This is a genomic window from Oryzihumus sp. (assembly GCF_036391795.1).
Lineage (GTDB): Bacteria > Actinomycetota > Actinomycetes > Actinomycetales > Dermatophilaceae > Oryzihumus.
On record NZ_DASVZH010000268.1, the window covers coordinates 1 to 16,340 of the forward strand.

Below are 16,340 nucleotides of genomic sequence, written 5' to 3' on the forward strand. Positions count from 1 at the left end.
ACCAAGCCCGCTGGACTTGATATCTATCAATCAACCAAAGGAAATTCGTCCAACATCCGAAGATGCCGGGACGAGGTAATTGGCATCGATTTTTGGCACGCTGTTGAGTTCTCAAGGACCGGACGCGCACCATCACCAGACTCAACGCCTGGATCCGGGGCTACCGTTCGTTTGGTGTCGGCCTCCGCGCCCTGCGGCGTCCGGGCCAACTTCTCCACTGTATCAGGCTCTCGAGCCGATCCCGAACCCCGTTCCGGGCTCCGGGCAGCTCCGGCGAACCGGAGCCTTGCGGTGGAGTGTCATCCCCGGGACCGGCCTACTTCGCGCGGTGCTTGCGCTCCGCTGCGGTGGTGTCCGTTCCTCCCTGTCGGGCTGACGTCGAGAACTTTACGGGCCCCCTTGCCGGATCAACAAATCCGCTGGTCAACGCGCTGACGCCCCCTCCGGCGGTGCCGGAGGGGGCGTCAACATGGGCCGTCAGCGCGGAGCATCAGCACGCGGCGTCACCGGACCGTCAGCGCCGGCCGCCGGCCACACCGGGGGGTCAGCGCGCAAGCCGCGCCGCGGCGAGGGACTTGCGGCCTCGCCGCAGGAGCGCGACCTGGCCGTGCAGGAAGTCGCCCTCCCCCAGCACCGCGTCCTCGTCGGTCACCTTGACGTTGTTGACCGAGGCACCCCCCTCACCGATCACCCGGCGCGCCGCCTTGCGACCGTCGACCAGACCGGTCGCCACGAGGGCGTCCACCACCGAGTCCCCGACGGCGACCGTGCCACCGGGCAGCTCGGCGGTCGCGTCGGCGAGGGTCCGGGCATCGAGCGCCGTGAGGTCGCCCTTGCCGAAGAGCGCCTCGCTGGCCGCCCTGACCGCAGCCGTCGCCTCGGCGCCGTGCACGAGCGTGGTCACGTCGGCGGCCAGCGTCCTCTGCGCCTCGCGCGCGAAGGGCCGCTCGGCCACCGCCTTCTCGAGCTCGTCGATCTCCTCCCGGGTCCGGTCGGTGAAGACCTTCAGGTAGCTGATCACCGAGGCGTCGTCGGCGTTGATCCAGAACTGGTAGAAGGCGTACGGCGAGGTCATTTCCGGGTCGAGCCACACCGTGCCGCCCTCGGTCTTGCCGAACTTGGTGCCGTCGGCCTTGGTGACCAGCGGCGTCGTGAGCAGGTGCACCGAGGCGTGCTCGGCCCGGTGGATCAGGTCCACCCCCGCGGTGAGGTTGCCCCACTGGTCGATGCCGCCGGTCTGCAGCGTGCACCCGTGGTCGCGGTACAGGTGCAGGAAGTCCATCCCCTGCAGGATCTGGTAGCTGAACTCGGTGTAGCTGATCCCGTCCTGGCTGTTCAGGCGCGCCGAGACCGCGTCCTTCTTGATCATCGCGTTGACCCGGAAGTGCTTGCCGATGTCGCGCAGGAAGTCGATCGCCGACATCGGGGCGGTCCAGTCGAGGTTGTTGACCATGATTGCCGGGTTGTCACCGTCGAAGTCGAGGAACGGGCGCACCTGGACGTTGATCCGCTCAACCCACTCGGCCACCGTCTCGCGCGGGTTCAGCTGGCGCTCGGCGGTCGGCTTCGGGTCACCGACCAGGCCGGTCGAGCCGCCCACGAGGCAGAGCGCCCTGTGGCCGGCCCGCTGCAGGTGCCGCATGACGATCAGCTGCACGAGGTTGCCCATGTGCAGGCTCGGCGCGGTCGGGTCGAAGCCGCAATAGAACGTGATCGGCCCGTCGGCGAGTGCTTCGCGCAGCGAGGCCTCGTCGGTGGTCTGCGCCACCAACCCTCGCCACTGCAGCTCGTCGAGGATGTCGCTCACGGTGCTTCGTTCCCTTCTGTGGTCCGACCCGGCCGGACGCCGGTCAGGTCACAGCCTGCCCTACGACGCGTCGGGCCGGCGACGCGGTTTGCCCGGACGGTATGCCGAGACGCTCGCCTCGCCCTCCACCCAGAACCTCCACGGGTATGCCGTGCCGTCGCCGCCGGCCCCGCTCACGCCCACCCGCGGGCCGGTCCGCACCTGGTGCACCTCGACCGCGCCAACGCGTGGACCGACGACCACGGGAGAGTCCGGGGCGCACACGTCGAGGCCGTCCTGGTCGCCGGACAGCCCCAGCGTCATGGCCAGCCGGGCCGGGCCGCGGGCCCAGTCCCGGCGGGCTATGCCGGCGCGCCGGGCGGCGGCCACGTCCTCGCCGCCGACGACCTCGCCGGCCCGTATCAGCACCGCGCTGGCGTGGCCCTCGGGGCCGCAGACGAGGTTGGCGCACCAGTGCATGCCGTAGGTGAAGTAGACGTAGAGGCCACCGGGGTGGCCGAACATCACCTGCGTGCGCGGGGTGGGGCCCCGGAAGGCGTGCGAGCCGGGATCCTGCTCCCCGGCATACGCCTCGACCTCGGTGAGCCGCACGGTGACGCCGGCGTGCGTGACCGTGCACCCGAGCAGGTCGGGGGCCACCTCGAGCACCGGACGGTCGAAGAACTCCCGGGGCAGCCGCTCCCCCGCCGGCGCGGTCAGTCGCGCCGGCGCCGGATCTTCGAACCGAGCCACACCAAGGGATCGTACGAGTGGTCGACGACGCGCTCCTTGAGGGGGATCAGCGCGTTGTCGGTGATCTTGATGTGCTCCGGGCAGACCTCGGTGCAGCACTTGGTGATGTTGCACAGGCCGAGGCCGTGCTCGTGCTGCGCCGCCTCACGTCGGTCGGCCTGGTCGAGCGGGTGCATGTCGAGTTCGGCGATGCGCATGAGGAAGCGCGGACCGGCATACGCCGGCTTGTTGTCCTCGTGGTCGCGGATGACGTGGCAGACGTCCTGGCACAGGAAGCACTCGATGCACTTGCGGAACTCCTGCGAGCGCTCGACGTCGACCTGCTGCATCCGGTATTCGCCGGGGGCGAGGTCCGGCGGAGGCGCGAACGCCGGCACGGCGCGGGCCTTCTCGTAGTTGAAGGACACGTCGGTGACCAGGTCGCGCACCACCGGGAAGGCGCGCAGCGGCGTCACCGTGACCGTCTCGCCCTCCTCGAAGGTGCTCATGCGGGTCATGCACATCAGCCGCGGCCGGCCGTTGATCTCCGCACTGCACGAGCCGCACTTGCCCGCCTTGCAGTTCCAGCGCACCGCCAGGTCGGGGGCCTGCGTCGCCTGCAGCCGGTGGATGATGTCAAGGACCACCTCGCCCTCGTTGACCTCGACGGTGAAGTCGGCCAGGTCGCCGCCGTCGGCGTCGCCCCGCCAGACGCGAAAACGCCCGTCGTAGCTCATGACTCGCTCCCCTGCTCGGGAGAGGGCGCCGGGGTGTCGAGCACCGCCAGCTCCGCCTCGGTGAGGTACTTGGCCAGCTCCTTGCGGTCGAACAGCTCCAGCAGGTCGCGCCGGATCGCGGGCACCGGCTGGTGCGTGAGGTCGATCCCGCCGTCGACACGCTGGCTGCAGACGAGGTTGACCCCGCGCCAGGCCGGGTCCATCGACGGGTGGTCCTCGCGGGTGTGCCCGCCGCGGCTCTCGGTGCGCTCCAGTGCCGCGCGCGCGACGCACTCGCTGACCGCCAGCATGTTGCGCAGGTCCAGCGCCAGGTGCCAGCCGGGGTTGAACTGCCGGTGGCCCTCGACGCCGACGGTCGCCGCCCGGGAGCGCAGCTTCGCCAGCCGCTCGAGCGCCTCCCGGACCTCGTGCTCCCGCCGGATGATGCCGACGAGGTCGTTCATCGACTGCTGCAGCTCCTGGTGCAGCGTGTAGGGGTTCTCCCCGCCGTCGTTGCCGAACGGCGCCAGCGCCACCGTCGCAGCGGCGTCGAGGTCACCCTCGGAGACCGCGGGCCGCTTCTCGCCCAACGACTCCACGTATGCCGCGGCGCCGGCTCCCGCGCGCCGGCCGAAGACGAGCAGGTCGGACAGGGAGTTGCCGCCGAGGCGGTTGGAGCCGTGCATGCCGCCGGCCACCTCCCCCGCGGCGAACAGGCCGGGGACCCGCGTGGCGGCGGTGTCGGCGTCGACCTCGACGCCGCCCATGACGTAGTGGCACGTCGGGCCGACCTCCATCGGCTCGGCCGTGATGTCGACGTCGGCGAGCTCCTTGAACTGGTGGTGCATGGAGGGCAGCCGCCGGATGATCTCCTCGGCGGGCAGGCGGGTCGACACGTCGAGGTAGACGCCGCCGTGCGGGGTGCCGCGGCCCTCCTTGACCTCGCTGTTGATCGCCCGCGCGACCTCGTCACGGGGCAGCAGCTCCGGCGGGCGCAGGTTGTTGTCGGGGTCCTTGTACCACCGGTCCGCCTCCTCCTCGGTGTCGGCGTACTGGCCGCGGAAGACGTCGGGCACGTAGTCGAACATGAACCGCTTGCCCTCGGAGTTGCGCAGCACGCCGCCGTCGCCGCGCACCGACTCGGTGACGAGGATGCCCTTGACCGAGGGCGGCCAGACCATGCCGGTGGGGTGGAACTGGACGAACTCCATGTTGATCAGCGTGGCTCCGGCGCGCAGGGCCAGCGCATGCCCGTCGCCGGTGTACTCCCAGGAGTTGCTGGTGACCTTGAAGGACTTGCCGATGCCGCCGGTCGCGAGGATCACCGTCGGCGTCTCGAACAGCACGAACCGGCCGGACTCGCGCCAGTAGCCGAAGGCGCCCGAGACCGCCTCGCCGTCGAGCAGCAGGTCGGTGACCGTCAGCTCCGCGAACACCTTCAGCCGTGCCTCGGCGTCGCCGGACTCGCGCTCGTCCTCCTGCTGCAGCGACACGATCTTCTGCTGCAGGGTGCGGATGAGCTCCAGGCCGGTGCGGTCGCCGACGTGGGCCAGGCGGGGGTACTCGTGGCCGCCGAAGTTGCGCTGGCTGATCCGGCCGTCGGCGGTGCGGTCGAACAGCGCGCCGTAGGTCTCCAGCTCCCAGACCCGCTGCGGCGCCTCCTTGGCGTGCAGCTCGGCCATGCGGGGGTTGTTGAGGAACTTGCCGCCGCGCAGGGTGTCACGGAAGTGCACCTGCCAGCTGTCCTTGCTGTTGACGTTGCCCATCGACGCGGCGATGCCGCCCTCGGCCATGACGGTGTGGGCCTTGCCGAACAACGACTTGCAGATGATCGCCGTGCGCAGCCCGTGCTCGCGGGCCTCGATGGCCGCGCGGAGCCCGGCGCCACCGGCACCGATCACCACGACGTCGTAGCTGTGGCGTTCCAGGTCCGTCACGTGCAGCCCCTCTGGTTGTGAGCGTGCGTCGGCGTGGTGGCCGGCGTCAGTTGATGAAGCGCAGGTCCGACAGCGAGCCCGAGGCGACCAGCGCGATGTAGGCGTCGGTCACCACCAGCGAGGCCAGCGTCGTCCAGGCCAGACCCATGTGGTGGCGGTTGAGCCGCGACACCTGGCCCCACAGCCGGTAGCGCAGCGGGTGCCTGCTGAAGTGGTTGAGGCGGCCCCCGATGATGCTGCGGCAGCTGTGGCAGGACAGCGTGTAGGCCCACAGCAGCACGACGTTGGCGAGCAGGACCACGTTGCCCAGGCCGAACCCGAACCCGCCGTCCTTGCCGTGGAAGGCGACCAGCGCGTCATACGTGTTGATCAGCGAGATGAGCACCGCGGCGTAGAAGAAGTAGCGGTGCAGGTTCTGGCCCAGGAGCGGAAAGCGCGTCTCGCCGGAGTAGCGCGCGTGCGGTTCCGCGACGGCGCAGGCCGGCGGCGAGAGCCAGAACGAGCGGTAGTAGGCCTTGCGGTAGTAGTAGCAGGTGAGCCGGAACAGCAGCAGGAACGGCAGCGTGAGGATCGCGTAGGGCACCAGCGGGGGGAAGTCGCCGAACGGGGTGCCGAAGTGGCTCGAGCCCGGGGCGCACGAGGTGGACAGGCACGGCGAGGCGAACGGCGTGAGGTAGTGGTAGTCGGCCACCCAGTAGTTGACCTGGGACGCGGCGCGGACCGTGGCGTAGGCCAGCCAGGCGACGAGCCCGATCACGGTCAGGGTCGGCTGCACCCACCACCGGTCGACGCGCAGCGTGCGCTGGTCGATCCGGGCCCGGCCCGGCGCACCCACACCGGGGCGCAGGTCTGCCCCCGCCACGTCTCAGCGCCCCGGCCGGGGGCCGGCGGCCTCGTCGTCGGCCTCGGCCCACAGCGAGGGGTCGTACTCCTCGTCGGGGATGTAGATGATCTCCCCGGGCTGGCCCTGCGGGAGCCGCTCGTGGCTGGCCTGGGCGATGAGGTTGAGGTCGGCGATGACCCGTCCGACGTCGTCCTTGAGCCGGCGCACGTCGATCGTGTCGCCCAGCCGGCCGGCGAGGACCACCACCGACTGCCTCAGTGCCGCCGCGCGGTTGCCCGCTGCTGCCAGATCGTCGTGGACCGTCATGCGCACCTCTCCCTGAAGAGGGCCCGCTGTGTCGCGGGTCACAGGACCGCAGTCTGTCGCGCCGTCAGGCGCAGGTAAAGCAACTCCGGGTAAAGGGTGTGTCCGGGCGCGGCTCGCAGGCCGAAGGCAGGACCTTGGGCACCCCCTACGGCCGGCCGTCCAGACCACGCTCACGGGGTCGGGGCCGGCGAACCGGAGGGATGGGTATGGCCTGGGTCGAGGGAGAGACGGTCATTCGCCGTCCGGTGGAGGAGGTCTTCGACTACGTCGCGGACGAACGCCACGAACCGGCATACAACCCGCGGATGGCGCGGTCGGCGAAGGTGACCGACGGGCCGGTCGGGGTGGGCACGCGGTTCGAGGCCCACATGGCGACGCGGCCGCGGCCGATGCGCATGGTCAGCGAGCTGACCGCGTTCGAGCGGCCGCACCGGCTGGAGCTGAGGACGACGTCGGCCTTCGCCGAGGTGAGCGGCAGGATGACGTTCGACGCGGTCGACGGCGGGACGCGGATGCGCTGGTCCTGGCAGCTGCACCCCCATGGCGCGCTGCGGCTGGCGGGGCCGGCGCTCGGCTGGGTCGGCCGCCGGCAGGAGGCGGCCATCTGGGCGGGGCTCAAGGAGCTCCTGGAGTCCGGCCAGCCCTCACGACCCTGACCGGACGCACGAAACGGCCCGTGTCGCGCTGGCGGAGGGGGCGCGATACGGGCCGTTCCGTGCGTCCGGTGGGGACTGTGGGGATCAGGGCGTCCCGAGGACCGAGCCGGTGCCCAGGGCCGTCCGGGCGGCGGCGACCTGGGCGCGGACGAGCTCGAGCTGCTCGGCCACCCGGGCCGGGGCGGTGCCGCCCTTGGCGTCGCGGGAGGCCAGCGAGCCCTCGACGGACAGGACGCTGCGCACGTCCGCGGTCAGGTGCACCGAGATGGCCTGCAGGTCGGTGTCGGACAGGTCCCACAGCTCGATCCCGCGCAGCTCGCACGCCCGCACGCACTCCCCCGCGACCTCGTGGGCCACGCGGAACGGCACGCCCTGGCGGACCAGCCACTCGGCGACGTCGGTGGCCAGGGAGAACCCCTGCGGCGCCAGCGACTCCAGCCGCTCGGTGTTGAAGCGCATCGTGGCCACCATGCCCGCGAACGCCGGGAGCAGGACCTCGAGGGTGTCGACGGCGTCGAACACCGGCTCCTTGTCCTCCTGCAGGTCCCGGTTGTAGGCCAGCGGCAGCGACTTCAACGTCGTGAGCAGCCCGGCGAGGTCGCCGACCAGCCGGCCCGCCTTGCCACGCGCCAGCTCGGCCACGTCCGGGTTCTTCTTCTGCGGCATGATGCTCGACCCGGTGGAGTAGGCGTCGTCGAGGGTGATGAAGGAGAACTCCTTCGTCGCCCACAGCACGACCTCCTCGGCCAGCCGGGAGATGTCGACCGCCGCCATCGCCGAGACGAAGGCGAACTCGGCGACGAAGTCCCGGCTCGCCGTGCCGTCGATGGAGTTCTCCACCGCGGCGGTGAAGCCGAGGTCGGTCGCCACCGCGTCGGGGTCGAGGCCGAGGCTGCTCCCGGCCAGGGCGCCGGAGCCGTACGGCGACAACGCCGTGCGGCGGTCCCAGTCCTGCCAGCGGTCGACATCGCGCAGCAGCGCCCAGGCGTGCGCCAGCAGGTGGTGCGCCAGCAGGACCGGCTGGGCGTGCTGCAGGTGGGTGCGCCCGGGCATGGCCACGTCGAGGTGCTCGGCGGACTGGGCGACGAGGGCGTCGACGACGTCGAGCACCAGGTTGGCGCAGGTCCGGGCGTGGTCACGCAGGTACATCCGGAACAGCGTGGCGACCTGGTCGTTGCGGGACCGCCCGGCGCGCAGCCGCCCGCCGACGTCGGCCCCGGCCCGCTCGATCAGGCCGCGCTCGAGCGCCGTGTGCACGTCCTCGTCGGCCTCGGCCGGGGCGAACTCCCCCGAGAGCACGTCGGCCTCGAGCCGGTCCAGCGCGTCGAGCATCGCGGCGAGCGTCGGCTCGTCGAGCAGCCCGGCCTTGGCCAGCACCCGGGCGTGGGCCCGGGAGCCGGCGATGTCGTAGGGCGCCAGGCGCCAGTCGAAGTGGGTCGACTTCGACAGGGCGGCCAGCGCGTCCGCCGGGCCGCCGGCGAACCGGCCGCCCCACAGGCTGAGCCGGTCGCCGTTCGAGGGAGTCGCGGGCACCGGCTCAGGCATGGCCGAGACGCTGGTCGCGACCCGAGGCGATCTTGCTCGACAGCCCGTGGATCTCGATGAAGCCCTTGGCCAGCGACTGGTCGAAGGTGTCGCCCTCGTCGTAGGTCGCCAGGTTGTAGTCGTACAGGCTGGTGTCCGAGCGACGGCCGGTGACCACCGCGCGGCCGCCGTGCAGCGTCATCCGGATGTCGCCGCTGACGTGCTCCTGGGTGGAGGCGATGAACGCGTCCAGCGAGCGCTTGAGCGGGCTGAACCACAGGCCGTCGTAGGTCAGCTCGCCCCACTTCTGCTCGACGCCGCGCTTGTAGCGGCCGAGCTCGCGCTCGAGCGTGACGTTCTCCAGCTCCTGGTGGGCGGTGATCAGCGCGATCGCGCCCGGCGCCTCGTAGACCTCGCGGCTCTTGATGCCGACGAGACGGTCCTCGACCATGTCGAGGCGACCTACGCCGGCGTTGCCCGCGCGCTCGTTGAGCGTCTGGATCGCCTGCAGGACGGTGACCTTCTCGCCGTCGATGGCGACCGGCACGCCGCCCTCGAAGGTGATGACGACCTCGTCCTTGTCGTGCTGGCGCGAGGGGTCCTTGGTGTAGGAGTACAGGTCCTCGATCGGGGCGTTCCAGATGTCCTCGAGGAAGCCAGTCTCCACCGCGCGACCGAAGACGTTCTGGTCGATGGAGTACGGGTTCTTCTTGGTCGTCTCGATCGGCAGGTCGTGCTTCTCGGCGTAGTCGATCGCCTTGTCGCGGGTCAGCGCGAGGTCGCGCACCGGGGCGATGCACTTCAGATCGGGGGCGAGGCCGGAGATGCCCACCTCGAAGCGGACCTGGTCGTTGCCCTTGCCGGTGCAGCCGTGGGCGACCGTGGTGGCGCCGTGCTGCTTCGCGGCGGCGACGAGGTGCTTGACGATCACCGGGCGGGACAGCGCCGACACCAGCGGGTAGCGGTCCATGTAGAGGGCGTTGGCCTGCAGCGCGGGCAGGCAGTACTCGTCGGCGAACTCGTCGCGGGCGTCGGCGACGTAGGCCTCAACCGCGCCGCAGTCCAGGGCGCGCCGGCGGATGACCTCGAGGTCCTCCCCGCCCTGGCCCACGTCGACGGCCACGGCCACGACCTCGGCCTGGGTGGCGTCGGCGATCCAGCCGATGGCGACGGAGGTGTCGAGGCCTCCGGAGTAGGCAAGGACAACGCGGTCGGTCACGGGGTGCTCCTCAGTGCTCAGATGTCTTGTCGTGCAACAGGTATGTCGGGTGGCCCCGGTCCGGGGCCCGGTGGCGGTCAGGCGAGGCGCAGCAACGCTCAATCCTCCCGCGTGCCGGCCAGGGACAACAGGCGGCCCGCGACGGCCGGGCCGTCCTCGGGGCCGGCGGTGATGACCAGGATCGTGTCGTCGCCGGCGATCGTGCCGATGATGGTCGCCTCGTCGGCGTGGTCGATGGCCGAGGCGAGGTACTGCGCGGCCCCCGGCGGGGTGCGGACCACGACGAGGTTGGCCGAGGCCTCGGCGGTGACGAGCAGTTCCTCGCAGAGCCTCTTGAGCCGGGCGTTGACGGCGTCGGTGGCCTCGGCCGCGCGGGGGGTGCGGTCGCCGCCCTCCCCCGGCACGGCATACACCAGGGTCCGCCCCTGGCGGACCTTGACCGCGCCGAGCTCGACCAGGTCCCGGGAGAGCGTCGCCTGGGTGACCTCGAGGCCGTCCTGGGCCAGGTGGGTCAGCAGCTCACCCTGGGAGCGGATGCTGTGCCGGCCGAGGATCTCCACGATCCGCTGGTGCCGGGCGGCGCGGGTGTGGGCGATCATGCCGTCAGCTCCCGCACCGGCGCCGAGGCCTCGAGCAGGAAGCACAGCAGCGCCTTCTGCGCGTGCAGCCGGTTCTCGGCCTCGTCCCAGACGACCGACTGCGGGCCGTCGATGACCGAGGCGCTGATCTCCAGGCCCCGGTAGGCCGGCAGGCAGTGCAGCACGATGGCGTCGGGCGCGGCCTGGGCGAGGGCGGCGTCGTCGAGGCTGAACGGCGCGAACGGGTTGTCCGCGCCCGAGCGAGCCGCCTTCTCGGCCTCCTGCCCCATGGACACCCAGGTGTCGGTGGCGAGGACGTCGGCGCCGGCGAACGCCTCGGCTGCGTCGGTGGTGACGAGCACCGAGCCGCCCTGCTCGGCGGCGAGCTGGGTGGCCCGCTCGACCACGGCCGGGTCCGGCTGGTGCGAGGCCGGGCCCGCGACGCGGACGTGCATGCCGGCGAGGGCGCCGCCGAGCAGGTATGAGTGGGCCATGTTGTTGGCCGCGTCCCCGACGTAGGCCAGGGTCAGGCCGGCCAGGCGCCCCTTGTGCTCCGTGACCGTCATGAGGTCGGCCAGGATCTGGCAGGGGTGGAACTCGTCGGTGAGGGCGTTGACGACCGGCACGGTGCTCACCGCGGCCATCGCCTCGATCCGCTCCTGGCCGAAGGTGCGCCACACGATCGCCGCGGCCTGGCGCTCGAGCACCCGCGTGGTGTCCTCGATCGGCTCGCCCCGGCCGAGCTGGCTGGAGGCGGCGTCGATGACCAGCGGGTAGCCGCCGAGCTGGGCCACGCCCACCGAGAACGACACCCGCGTGCGGGTCGAGGGCTTGTCGAAGACGACCGCGACGGCCCGGGGGCCGGCCAGGACGGGCTCACTGAACGGGCGCGCCTTCAGGGCGATGGCCCGGTCGATCACGGCGGACTGCTCGGCCGCAGTGAGGTCGTCGTCGCGCAGGAAGTGGCGGGGCATCAGGAGGTCTCCAGTCCGTCGAGGAAGGCGGGCAGGGCGGCCACGAAGGTGTCGAGCTGCCCGGTCGTGACGACTAGCGGCGGGGCCAGGCGCAGCACGCTGGGGGTGACCGGGTTGACGATGAAGCCGTTCGCGAGCGCCCGCTCGGCCACCTGGGGCGCGACGTCGGCGGTGAGCTGGATCGCCCGCAGCAGGCCGGCGCCGCGGACCTCGGCCACCAGCGGGTGCCCGAGGGCGAGGACGGCTGCGGCGACGTGGTCGCCGGCGACGCGGGCGTGCTCGACCAGGCCCTCCCCCTCGATGGTGTCGAGGACCGCCAGGGCGGCGGCCACGGCCAGCGGGTTGCCGCCGAAGGTCGTGCCGTGCTGCCCGGCGGTGAGCAGCCCGGTGACCTCGGGCCCGAAGGTCACCAGGGCGCCGATCGGCACGCCGCCGCCCAGGCCCTTGGCCAGGGTGATGGCGTCGGGGGTGACCCCGGCCTGCTGGAAGGCGAACCAGCTGCCGGTGCGGGCGACCCCGGTCTGCACCTCGTCCAGGACGAGCAGCGCGCCGTGGGCGGTGGTCAGCTCGCGGGCCAGCTGCAGGTATGCCGGGTCGGCGGGTCGCACGCCCGCCTCACCCTGGATCGGCTCGAGGACCACGGCGGCGACGTCCTCCGTGACGGCCGCACGCAGCGCGTCCTGGTCGTTCCAGGGGACGTGGACGACCTCGGGGATGAGCGGCTCGAACGGCTCGCGGTAGGCCGGCTTGTGGGTCAGCGCCAGCGCGCCGGTGGTGCGCCCGTGGAAGGCGCCCTCCGCGGCCACGATCCGGGTCCGGCCGGTGCGCCGGCTCAGCTTCACCGCCGCCTCGAGCGCCTCGGTCCCGGAGTTGGCGAAGAAGACCGCCGAGCCCTCGGGCGCCCCGGCGAGGGCGAGCAGGCGCTCGGCGAGCTCGACCTGGCCCGGGGTGGTGAAGAAGTTGGAGACGTGGACCAGCGAGGCGGCCTGCTCCGCGATGGCGCGCACCAGGGCCGGGTGCCCGTGGCCGAGGGTGTTGACGGCGATGCCGCCGAGCAGGTCGAGGTAGCGGGTGCCCTCGACGTCCTCGACGAACGCGCCCTCCCCCCGGACCAGCACGCTGCGCGGCTGCCCGAAGACGCCGAGCAGCGCGTGGTCGTAGCGCTCGAGCCAGTCCTTGACGGTGGTCCCGCTCATGAGTCCGCTCCATCCGGGACGACCATGGTCCCGATTCCCTCGCTGGTGAAGACCTCCAGCAGCAGCGAGTGCGGCTGCCGGCCGTCGATGACGTGGGCCTGCGGCACGCCCTGGCGCACGGCCCGGATGCACGCCTCGAGCTTGGGCACCATGCCCGTGTCCACCCGGCTCAGCAGCGTGTCGGCGTCGCTGACCGCCAGGCTCGACAGCAGCGAGTCGCGGTCGGGCCAGCTGGCGTAGATGCCCTCGACGTCGGTGAGCACGACGAGCTTGTGCGCGCGCAGCGCCACCGCGAGCGCCGCGGCGGCGGTGTCGGCGTTGACGTTGAGCACCTGCCCGTCCTCGTCGAGGTCGGGGGCGATGGTGGAGACGACGGGGATGCGGCCGGCCTCGAGCAGGTCGGTGACGGCGGTGGGGTTGACCGTCTCGACGTCGCCGACCAGGCCCACATCGACCGGCTGGCCGTTGACGGTGGCGGGCCGGCGGCGGGCCCCGAACAGGGCGGCGTCCTCGCCGGAGAGGCCGACAGCGAGCGGGCCGTGCCGGTTGATCAGGCCGACGAGCTCGCGGCCCACCTGGCCGGTGAGGACCATGCGCACCACGTCCATGACCTCCGGGGTGGTGACCCGCAGGCCCCCCCGGAACTCGCTGGGCAGCCCGAGCCGGCCGAGCATGCTGGCGATCTGCGGTCCGCCGCCGTGCACGACGACGGGGCGCAGCCCGGCATACCGCAGGAACACGATGTCCTGGGCGAAGGCGGCCTTGAGCTCCTCGTCGAGCATGGCGTTGCCGCCGTACTTGATGACGACGAGCGCGCCGCGGAACCGCTCGAGCCACGGCAGGGCCTCGACCAGGGTCTGGGCCTTGCCGGCGGCCCGGGACAGGGCGTCGGTGTCGATGGTCCCGCGCAGGGTGGTGGTCGTCATGTGCTGTAGGCCGAGTTCTCGTGGACGTAGTCGTGCGTGAGGTCGTTGGTCCAGACGGTGGCGGTCTCGGCGCCGGCGTGCAGGTCGACCAGCACGTGCACCTCGCGACCGGACAGGTCCACCAGCGAGCGGTCCTGCCCCACCCCGCCGGCGCGGCAGACCTGCACGCCGTTGATCGAGACGTCGAGCCGGTCGGGCTCGAACGCGGCGGCCGTGGTGCCGACGGCGGCCAGGACCCGGCCCCAGTTGGGGTCGCCGCCGAAGACCGCGCACTTGAACAGGTTGTTGCGCGCGACCGCGCGGGCCACCTCGAGGGCGTCCGCGACGCTGGCGGCCGAGCGGACCTCGACGGCGATGTCGTGCCGGGCGCCCTCGGCGTCGGCGACCAGCTGCCGGGCCAGGTCGGCGCACACGGCGGTGACCGCGTCGGTGAGCTCGCCCTCCGTCGGGGTGACCCCGGAGGCGCCGGAGGCCAGCAGCAGCACCGTGTCGTTGGTGGACATGCACCCGTCGGAGTCGACCCGGTCGAACGTCTGCGCGGTCGCGGCCCGCAGCGCGGCGTCGAGGGTGGCCGGGTCGGCGGCCGCGTCGGTGGTCACCACGACGAGCATGGTGGCCAGTGCCGGCGCGAGCATGCCCGCGCCCTTGGCCATGCCACCGACCAGCCAGCCGTCCCCGGCGGCGACGGCCTGCTTGCTCACCGTGTCGGTGGTCAGGATCGCCGTGGCGGCGGCCTCGCCCCCGTCGCCGGTCAGCGCGGCCACGCCGGCGTCGATGCCCGCGGTGAGCCGGTCCATCGGCAGCAGCTCGCCGATGAGGCCGGTGGAGCACACCACGACGTCGCCGGCCGAGAGCCCCAGGGCGGTGGCGAGGTGCTCGGCGCTGGCGTGGGTGTCGGCGAAGCCCTGCGGCCCGGTGCAGGCGTTGGCGCCACCGGAGTTGAGCACCACGGCGTCCGCCCGCCCGTCGGTGAGGACCTGCCGGCTCCACGTCACCGGGGCGGCGACCACCCGGTTGCTCGTGAACACGGCGGCGGCGTCGTGACGCGGCCCGTCGTTGACGACGACGGCCACGTCGGGCCGGCCGCTGGCCTTGAGCCCGGCGACCACGCCGCTGGCGCGGAAGCCCTGGGGGACGGTGATGCTCACGGGGCGACTCCGGTGAGGGGAAGGCCGGTGGTCTCCGGCAGGCCGAGGGCGAGGTTGGCGCACTGCACGGCGGCGCCGGCGGTGCCCTTGGTCAGGTTGTCGACGGCCGCGACGGCGACGACGCGGCCGGCCCGCTCGTCGAGGGTGACCTGCACGTGCACGCAGTTGCTGCCGAGCACGTCCGCGGTCCGCGGCCACTGCCCTTCGGGCAGCAGGTGCACGAACGGCTCGTCCGCGTATGCCGTGTGCCACGCCTCGCGCACGGACCCGGCGGTCGCTTCCGGGGTGGCCTTGGCGGTCGCGGTGGCGAGGATGCCCCGCGGCATGGGGGCCAGCGTGGGGGTGAACGAGACGGTGACCGCGGCCCCGGCGGCACGGGAGAGGTTCTGCTCGACCTCGGGGGTGTGCCGGTGCACGCCGCCGACGCCGTAGGGCGACATGGAGCCCATGACCTCGGCGCCGAGCAGGTGCGCCTTGAGCCCCTTGCCCGCCCCGGAGGTGCCGCTGGCGGCGACGATGACCACGTCCTGCGGCTCGAGCAGCCCGGCCACGAAGCCGGGGGCGAGGGCGAGGCTGCACGCGGTCGGGTAGCAGCCGGGGACGGCGACCCGCCGCGCGCCGGACAGCTCCTCGCGGTGCCGCGCGCCGTCACGGCCGGAGAGCTCGGGCAGGCCGTAGGGCCACGTGCCGGCATGCTCGCTGCCGTAGAAGTGCCCCCAGGCCTGCGCGTCGGCGAGCCGGAAGTCGGCGCCGCAGTCGATGACGACCACGTCGTCGGGCAGCTGGGCGGCCAGGGCCGCGGAGGCACCGTGCGGGAGGGCGAGGAAGACCACGTCGTGGCCGGCGAGGGTCTGTGCCGAGGTCTCGACCAGGACGCGGTCGGCCAGCGGCGTCAGGTGCGGGTGGACCTCACCGAGCCGGCAGCCGGCGTTGGACGCAGCGGTGAGCGAGCCGACCTCGATCACGGGATGCGCCAGGAGAAGCCTGACGATCTCGCCACCGGCATAGCCGCTCGCGCCTGCCACCGCTGCCGTCACCATGCCGCATGACTATACACCCCAGCGCAGTTCTATGCATCGCGGCCACGGCCCGCCCGGGGGACACCCCTCAGGTGGCCACCCCGGGCGCGACACGTCGGCTCAGGCCCCACGCTGGACGGCGCCGAGGCGCTCGGCGGCGCGGGCGATGGCGCGGTCCCGCAGCCCGTTGACCTCCTCGGTGGTCAGCGTGCGGTCGGGAGCGCGGAAGTACATCCGGTAGGCCAGTGACCGGTGCCCCTCCCCCACCTGCTCGCCGCGGTAGACGTCGAACAGCCACACCGACTCCAGCAGCTCGCCGGCCGCCTCGCGGATGACCGCCTCGACCTCCCCGGCCGGGACGGCGTCCTCGACCGTGAGCGCAACGTCGCTGTGCGCGACCGGGTAGGTCGACAGCGCCGTCGCCTGCACGTTGCCCTCGCTGGCGGCGGAGAGCACGTCGACGTCCAGCTCGGCGGCGCAGGTGCGCGCGGGCAGCTCGAGGGCCGCGACCGCCTTGGGGTGCAGCTCGCCGGCGTGGCCCACGAGCGTGCCGTCGGCCAGGCTCAGTCGGGCACAGCGCCCGGGGTGCCAGGGGGCGTGGTCGTCGGCGGTGACGTGCAGCTCGACCCCGAGGGCGTCGGCGACGGCCCGGGCGGCCGTCACCGCGTCGGACCAGTCGGCCGGTCGACCCTGGCCCCACCACCCACCACGTTCGGCCTCACCGGCCAGCGCGAGTGTCACCCGCCGGGGCTGCGCCGGGACGGCCGCCTCGATCCGCG

The 16,340-nt window shown here is 72.6% G+C and carries 15 protein-coding genes and 1 pseudogene; 1 reads left to right on the forward strand and 15 read right to left on the reverse strand.

What is annotated here, in order from left to right:
- Positions 1-544: 544 nt before the first annotated feature.
- Genes tyrS through VF825_RS16435 form a run of 6 tightly spaced genes read right to left on the reverse strand, consistent with a single transcriptional unit; the run spans position 545 to position 6,321 of the window.
- On the reverse strand, positions 545-1,807 hold the full coding sequence (tyrS, locus tag VF825_RS16410; protein WP_331115296.1) for a tyrosine--tRNA ligase: 1,263 nt from the start codon (positions 1,805-1,807) through the stop codon (positions 545-547).
- 60 nt (positions 1,808-1,867) lie between these two features.
- On the reverse strand, positions 1,868-2,539 hold the full coding sequence (locus VF825_RS16415; protein ID WP_331115298.1) for a DNA-3-methyladenine glycosylase: 672 nt from the start codon (positions 2,537-2,539) through the stop codon (positions 1,868-1,870).
- Positions 2,503-3,255 carry a succinate dehydrogenase/fumarate reductase iron-sulfur subunit gene (locus VF825_RS16420; RefSeq protein WP_331115300.1) on the reverse strand — a complete coding sequence of 251 codons (753 nt, stop codon included), beginning with the start codon at positions 3,253-3,255 and terminating at the stop codon, positions 2,503-2,505. The genes VF825_RS16415 and VF825_RS16420 overlap by 37 nt, the downstream gene beginning before the upstream one ends.
- Entirely contained in the window at positions 3,252-5,171 is a 1,920-nt protein-coding gene (locus VF825_RS16425) for a fumarate reductase/succinate dehydrogenase flavoprotein subunit (RefSeq protein ID WP_331115302.1), read from the reverse strand. The genes VF825_RS16420 and VF825_RS16425 overlap by 4 nt, the downstream gene beginning before the upstream one ends.
- A gap of 46 nt (positions 5,172-5,217) precedes the next feature.
- Positions 5,218-6,033 (reverse strand): hypothetical protein, encoded by an 816-nt coding sequence (locus VF825_RS16430; protein WP_331115304.1) that lies wholly within the window; start codon positions 6,031-6,033, stop codon positions 5,218-5,220.
- Between the two features lie 3 nt (positions 6,034-6,036).
- Positions 6,037-6,321: a hypothetical protein gene (locus VF825_RS16435; RefSeq protein WP_331115306.1), complete on the reverse strand. Its 285-nt coding sequence runs from the start codon at positions 6,319-6,321 to the stop codon at positions 6,037-6,039.
- A 206-nt stretch (positions 6,322-6,527) separates the two neighbouring features.
- Here VF825_RS16435 and VF825_RS16440 point away from each other — a divergent pair, with 206 nt between their 5' ends.
- Positions 6,528-6,977, forward strand: a complete 450-nt coding sequence (locus VF825_RS16440; protein ID WP_331115308.1) for an SRPBCC family protein — start codon at positions 6,528-6,530, stop codon at positions 6,975-6,977.
- 84 nt (positions 6,978-7,061) lie between these two features.
- On the opposite strand, the gene argH is transcribed toward VF825_RS16440, so the two are convergent.
- From argH to VF825_RS16485, 9 genes and pseudogenes are all read right to left on the reverse strand, one after another.
- The gene (argH, locus tag VF825_RS16445; protein WP_331115310.1) at positions 7,062-8,522 is read right to left on the reverse strand and encodes an argininosuccinate lyase; all 1,461 of its coding nucleotides are present in this window, start codon (positions 8,520-8,522) and stop codon (positions 7,062-7,064) included.
- Positions 8,515-9,720, reverse strand: a complete 1,206-nt coding sequence (locus VF825_RS16450; RefSeq protein WP_331115312.1) for an argininosuccinate synthase — start codon at positions 9,718-9,720, stop codon at positions 8,515-8,517. The genes argH and VF825_RS16450 overlap by 8 nt, the downstream gene beginning before the upstream one ends.
- A 98-nt stretch (positions 9,721-9,818) precedes the next feature.
- Complete coding sequence (locus tag VF825_RS16455) at positions 9,819-10,319, reverse strand: arginine repressor (RefSeq protein WP_331115314.1); 501 nt, start codon at positions 10,317-10,319, stop codon at positions 9,819-9,821.
- On the reverse strand, positions 10,316-11,272 hold the full coding sequence (gene argF / locus VF825_RS16460) for an ornithine carbamoyltransferase (RefSeq protein WP_331115316.1): 957 nt from the start codon (positions 11,270-11,272) through the stop codon (positions 10,316-10,318). The genes VF825_RS16455 and argF overlap by 4 nt, the downstream gene beginning before the upstream one ends.
- The gene (locus VF825_RS16465; protein WP_331115319.1) at positions 11,272-12,468 is read right to left on the reverse strand and encodes an acetylornithine transaminase; all 1,197 of its coding nucleotides are present in this window, start codon (positions 12,466-12,468) and stop codon (positions 11,272-11,274) included. The genes argF and VF825_RS16465 overlap by 1 nt, the downstream gene beginning before the upstream one ends.
- Positions 12,465-13,394 carry an acetylglutamate kinase gene (argB, locus tag VF825_RS16470; RefSeq protein WP_331115321.1) on the reverse strand — a complete coding sequence of 310 codons (930 nt, stop codon included), beginning with the start codon at positions 13,392-13,394 and terminating at the stop codon, positions 12,465-12,467. Before argB ends, VF825_RS16465 begins: the two co-directional genes overlap by 4 nt.
- Complete coding sequence (argJ, locus tag VF825_RS16475) at positions 13,391-14,542, reverse strand: bifunctional glutamate N-acetyltransferase/amino-acid acetyltransferase ArgJ (RefSeq protein ID WP_331115323.1); 1,152 nt, start codon at positions 14,540-14,542, stop codon at positions 13,391-13,393. The genes argB and argJ overlap by 4 nt, the downstream gene beginning before the upstream one ends.
- Complete coding sequence (gene argC / locus VF825_RS16480) at positions 14,539-15,582, reverse strand: N-acetyl-gamma-glutamyl-phosphate reductase (protein ID WP_331115325.1); 1,044 nt, start codon at positions 15,580-15,582, stop codon at positions 14,539-14,541. The genes argJ and argC overlap by 4 nt, the downstream gene beginning before the upstream one ends.
- Positions 15,583-15,681: 99 nt before the next feature.
- A pseudogene (locus VF825_RS16485) lies at positions 15,682-16,340 on the reverse strand (phenylalanine--tRNA ligase subunit beta); the annotation flags it as partial.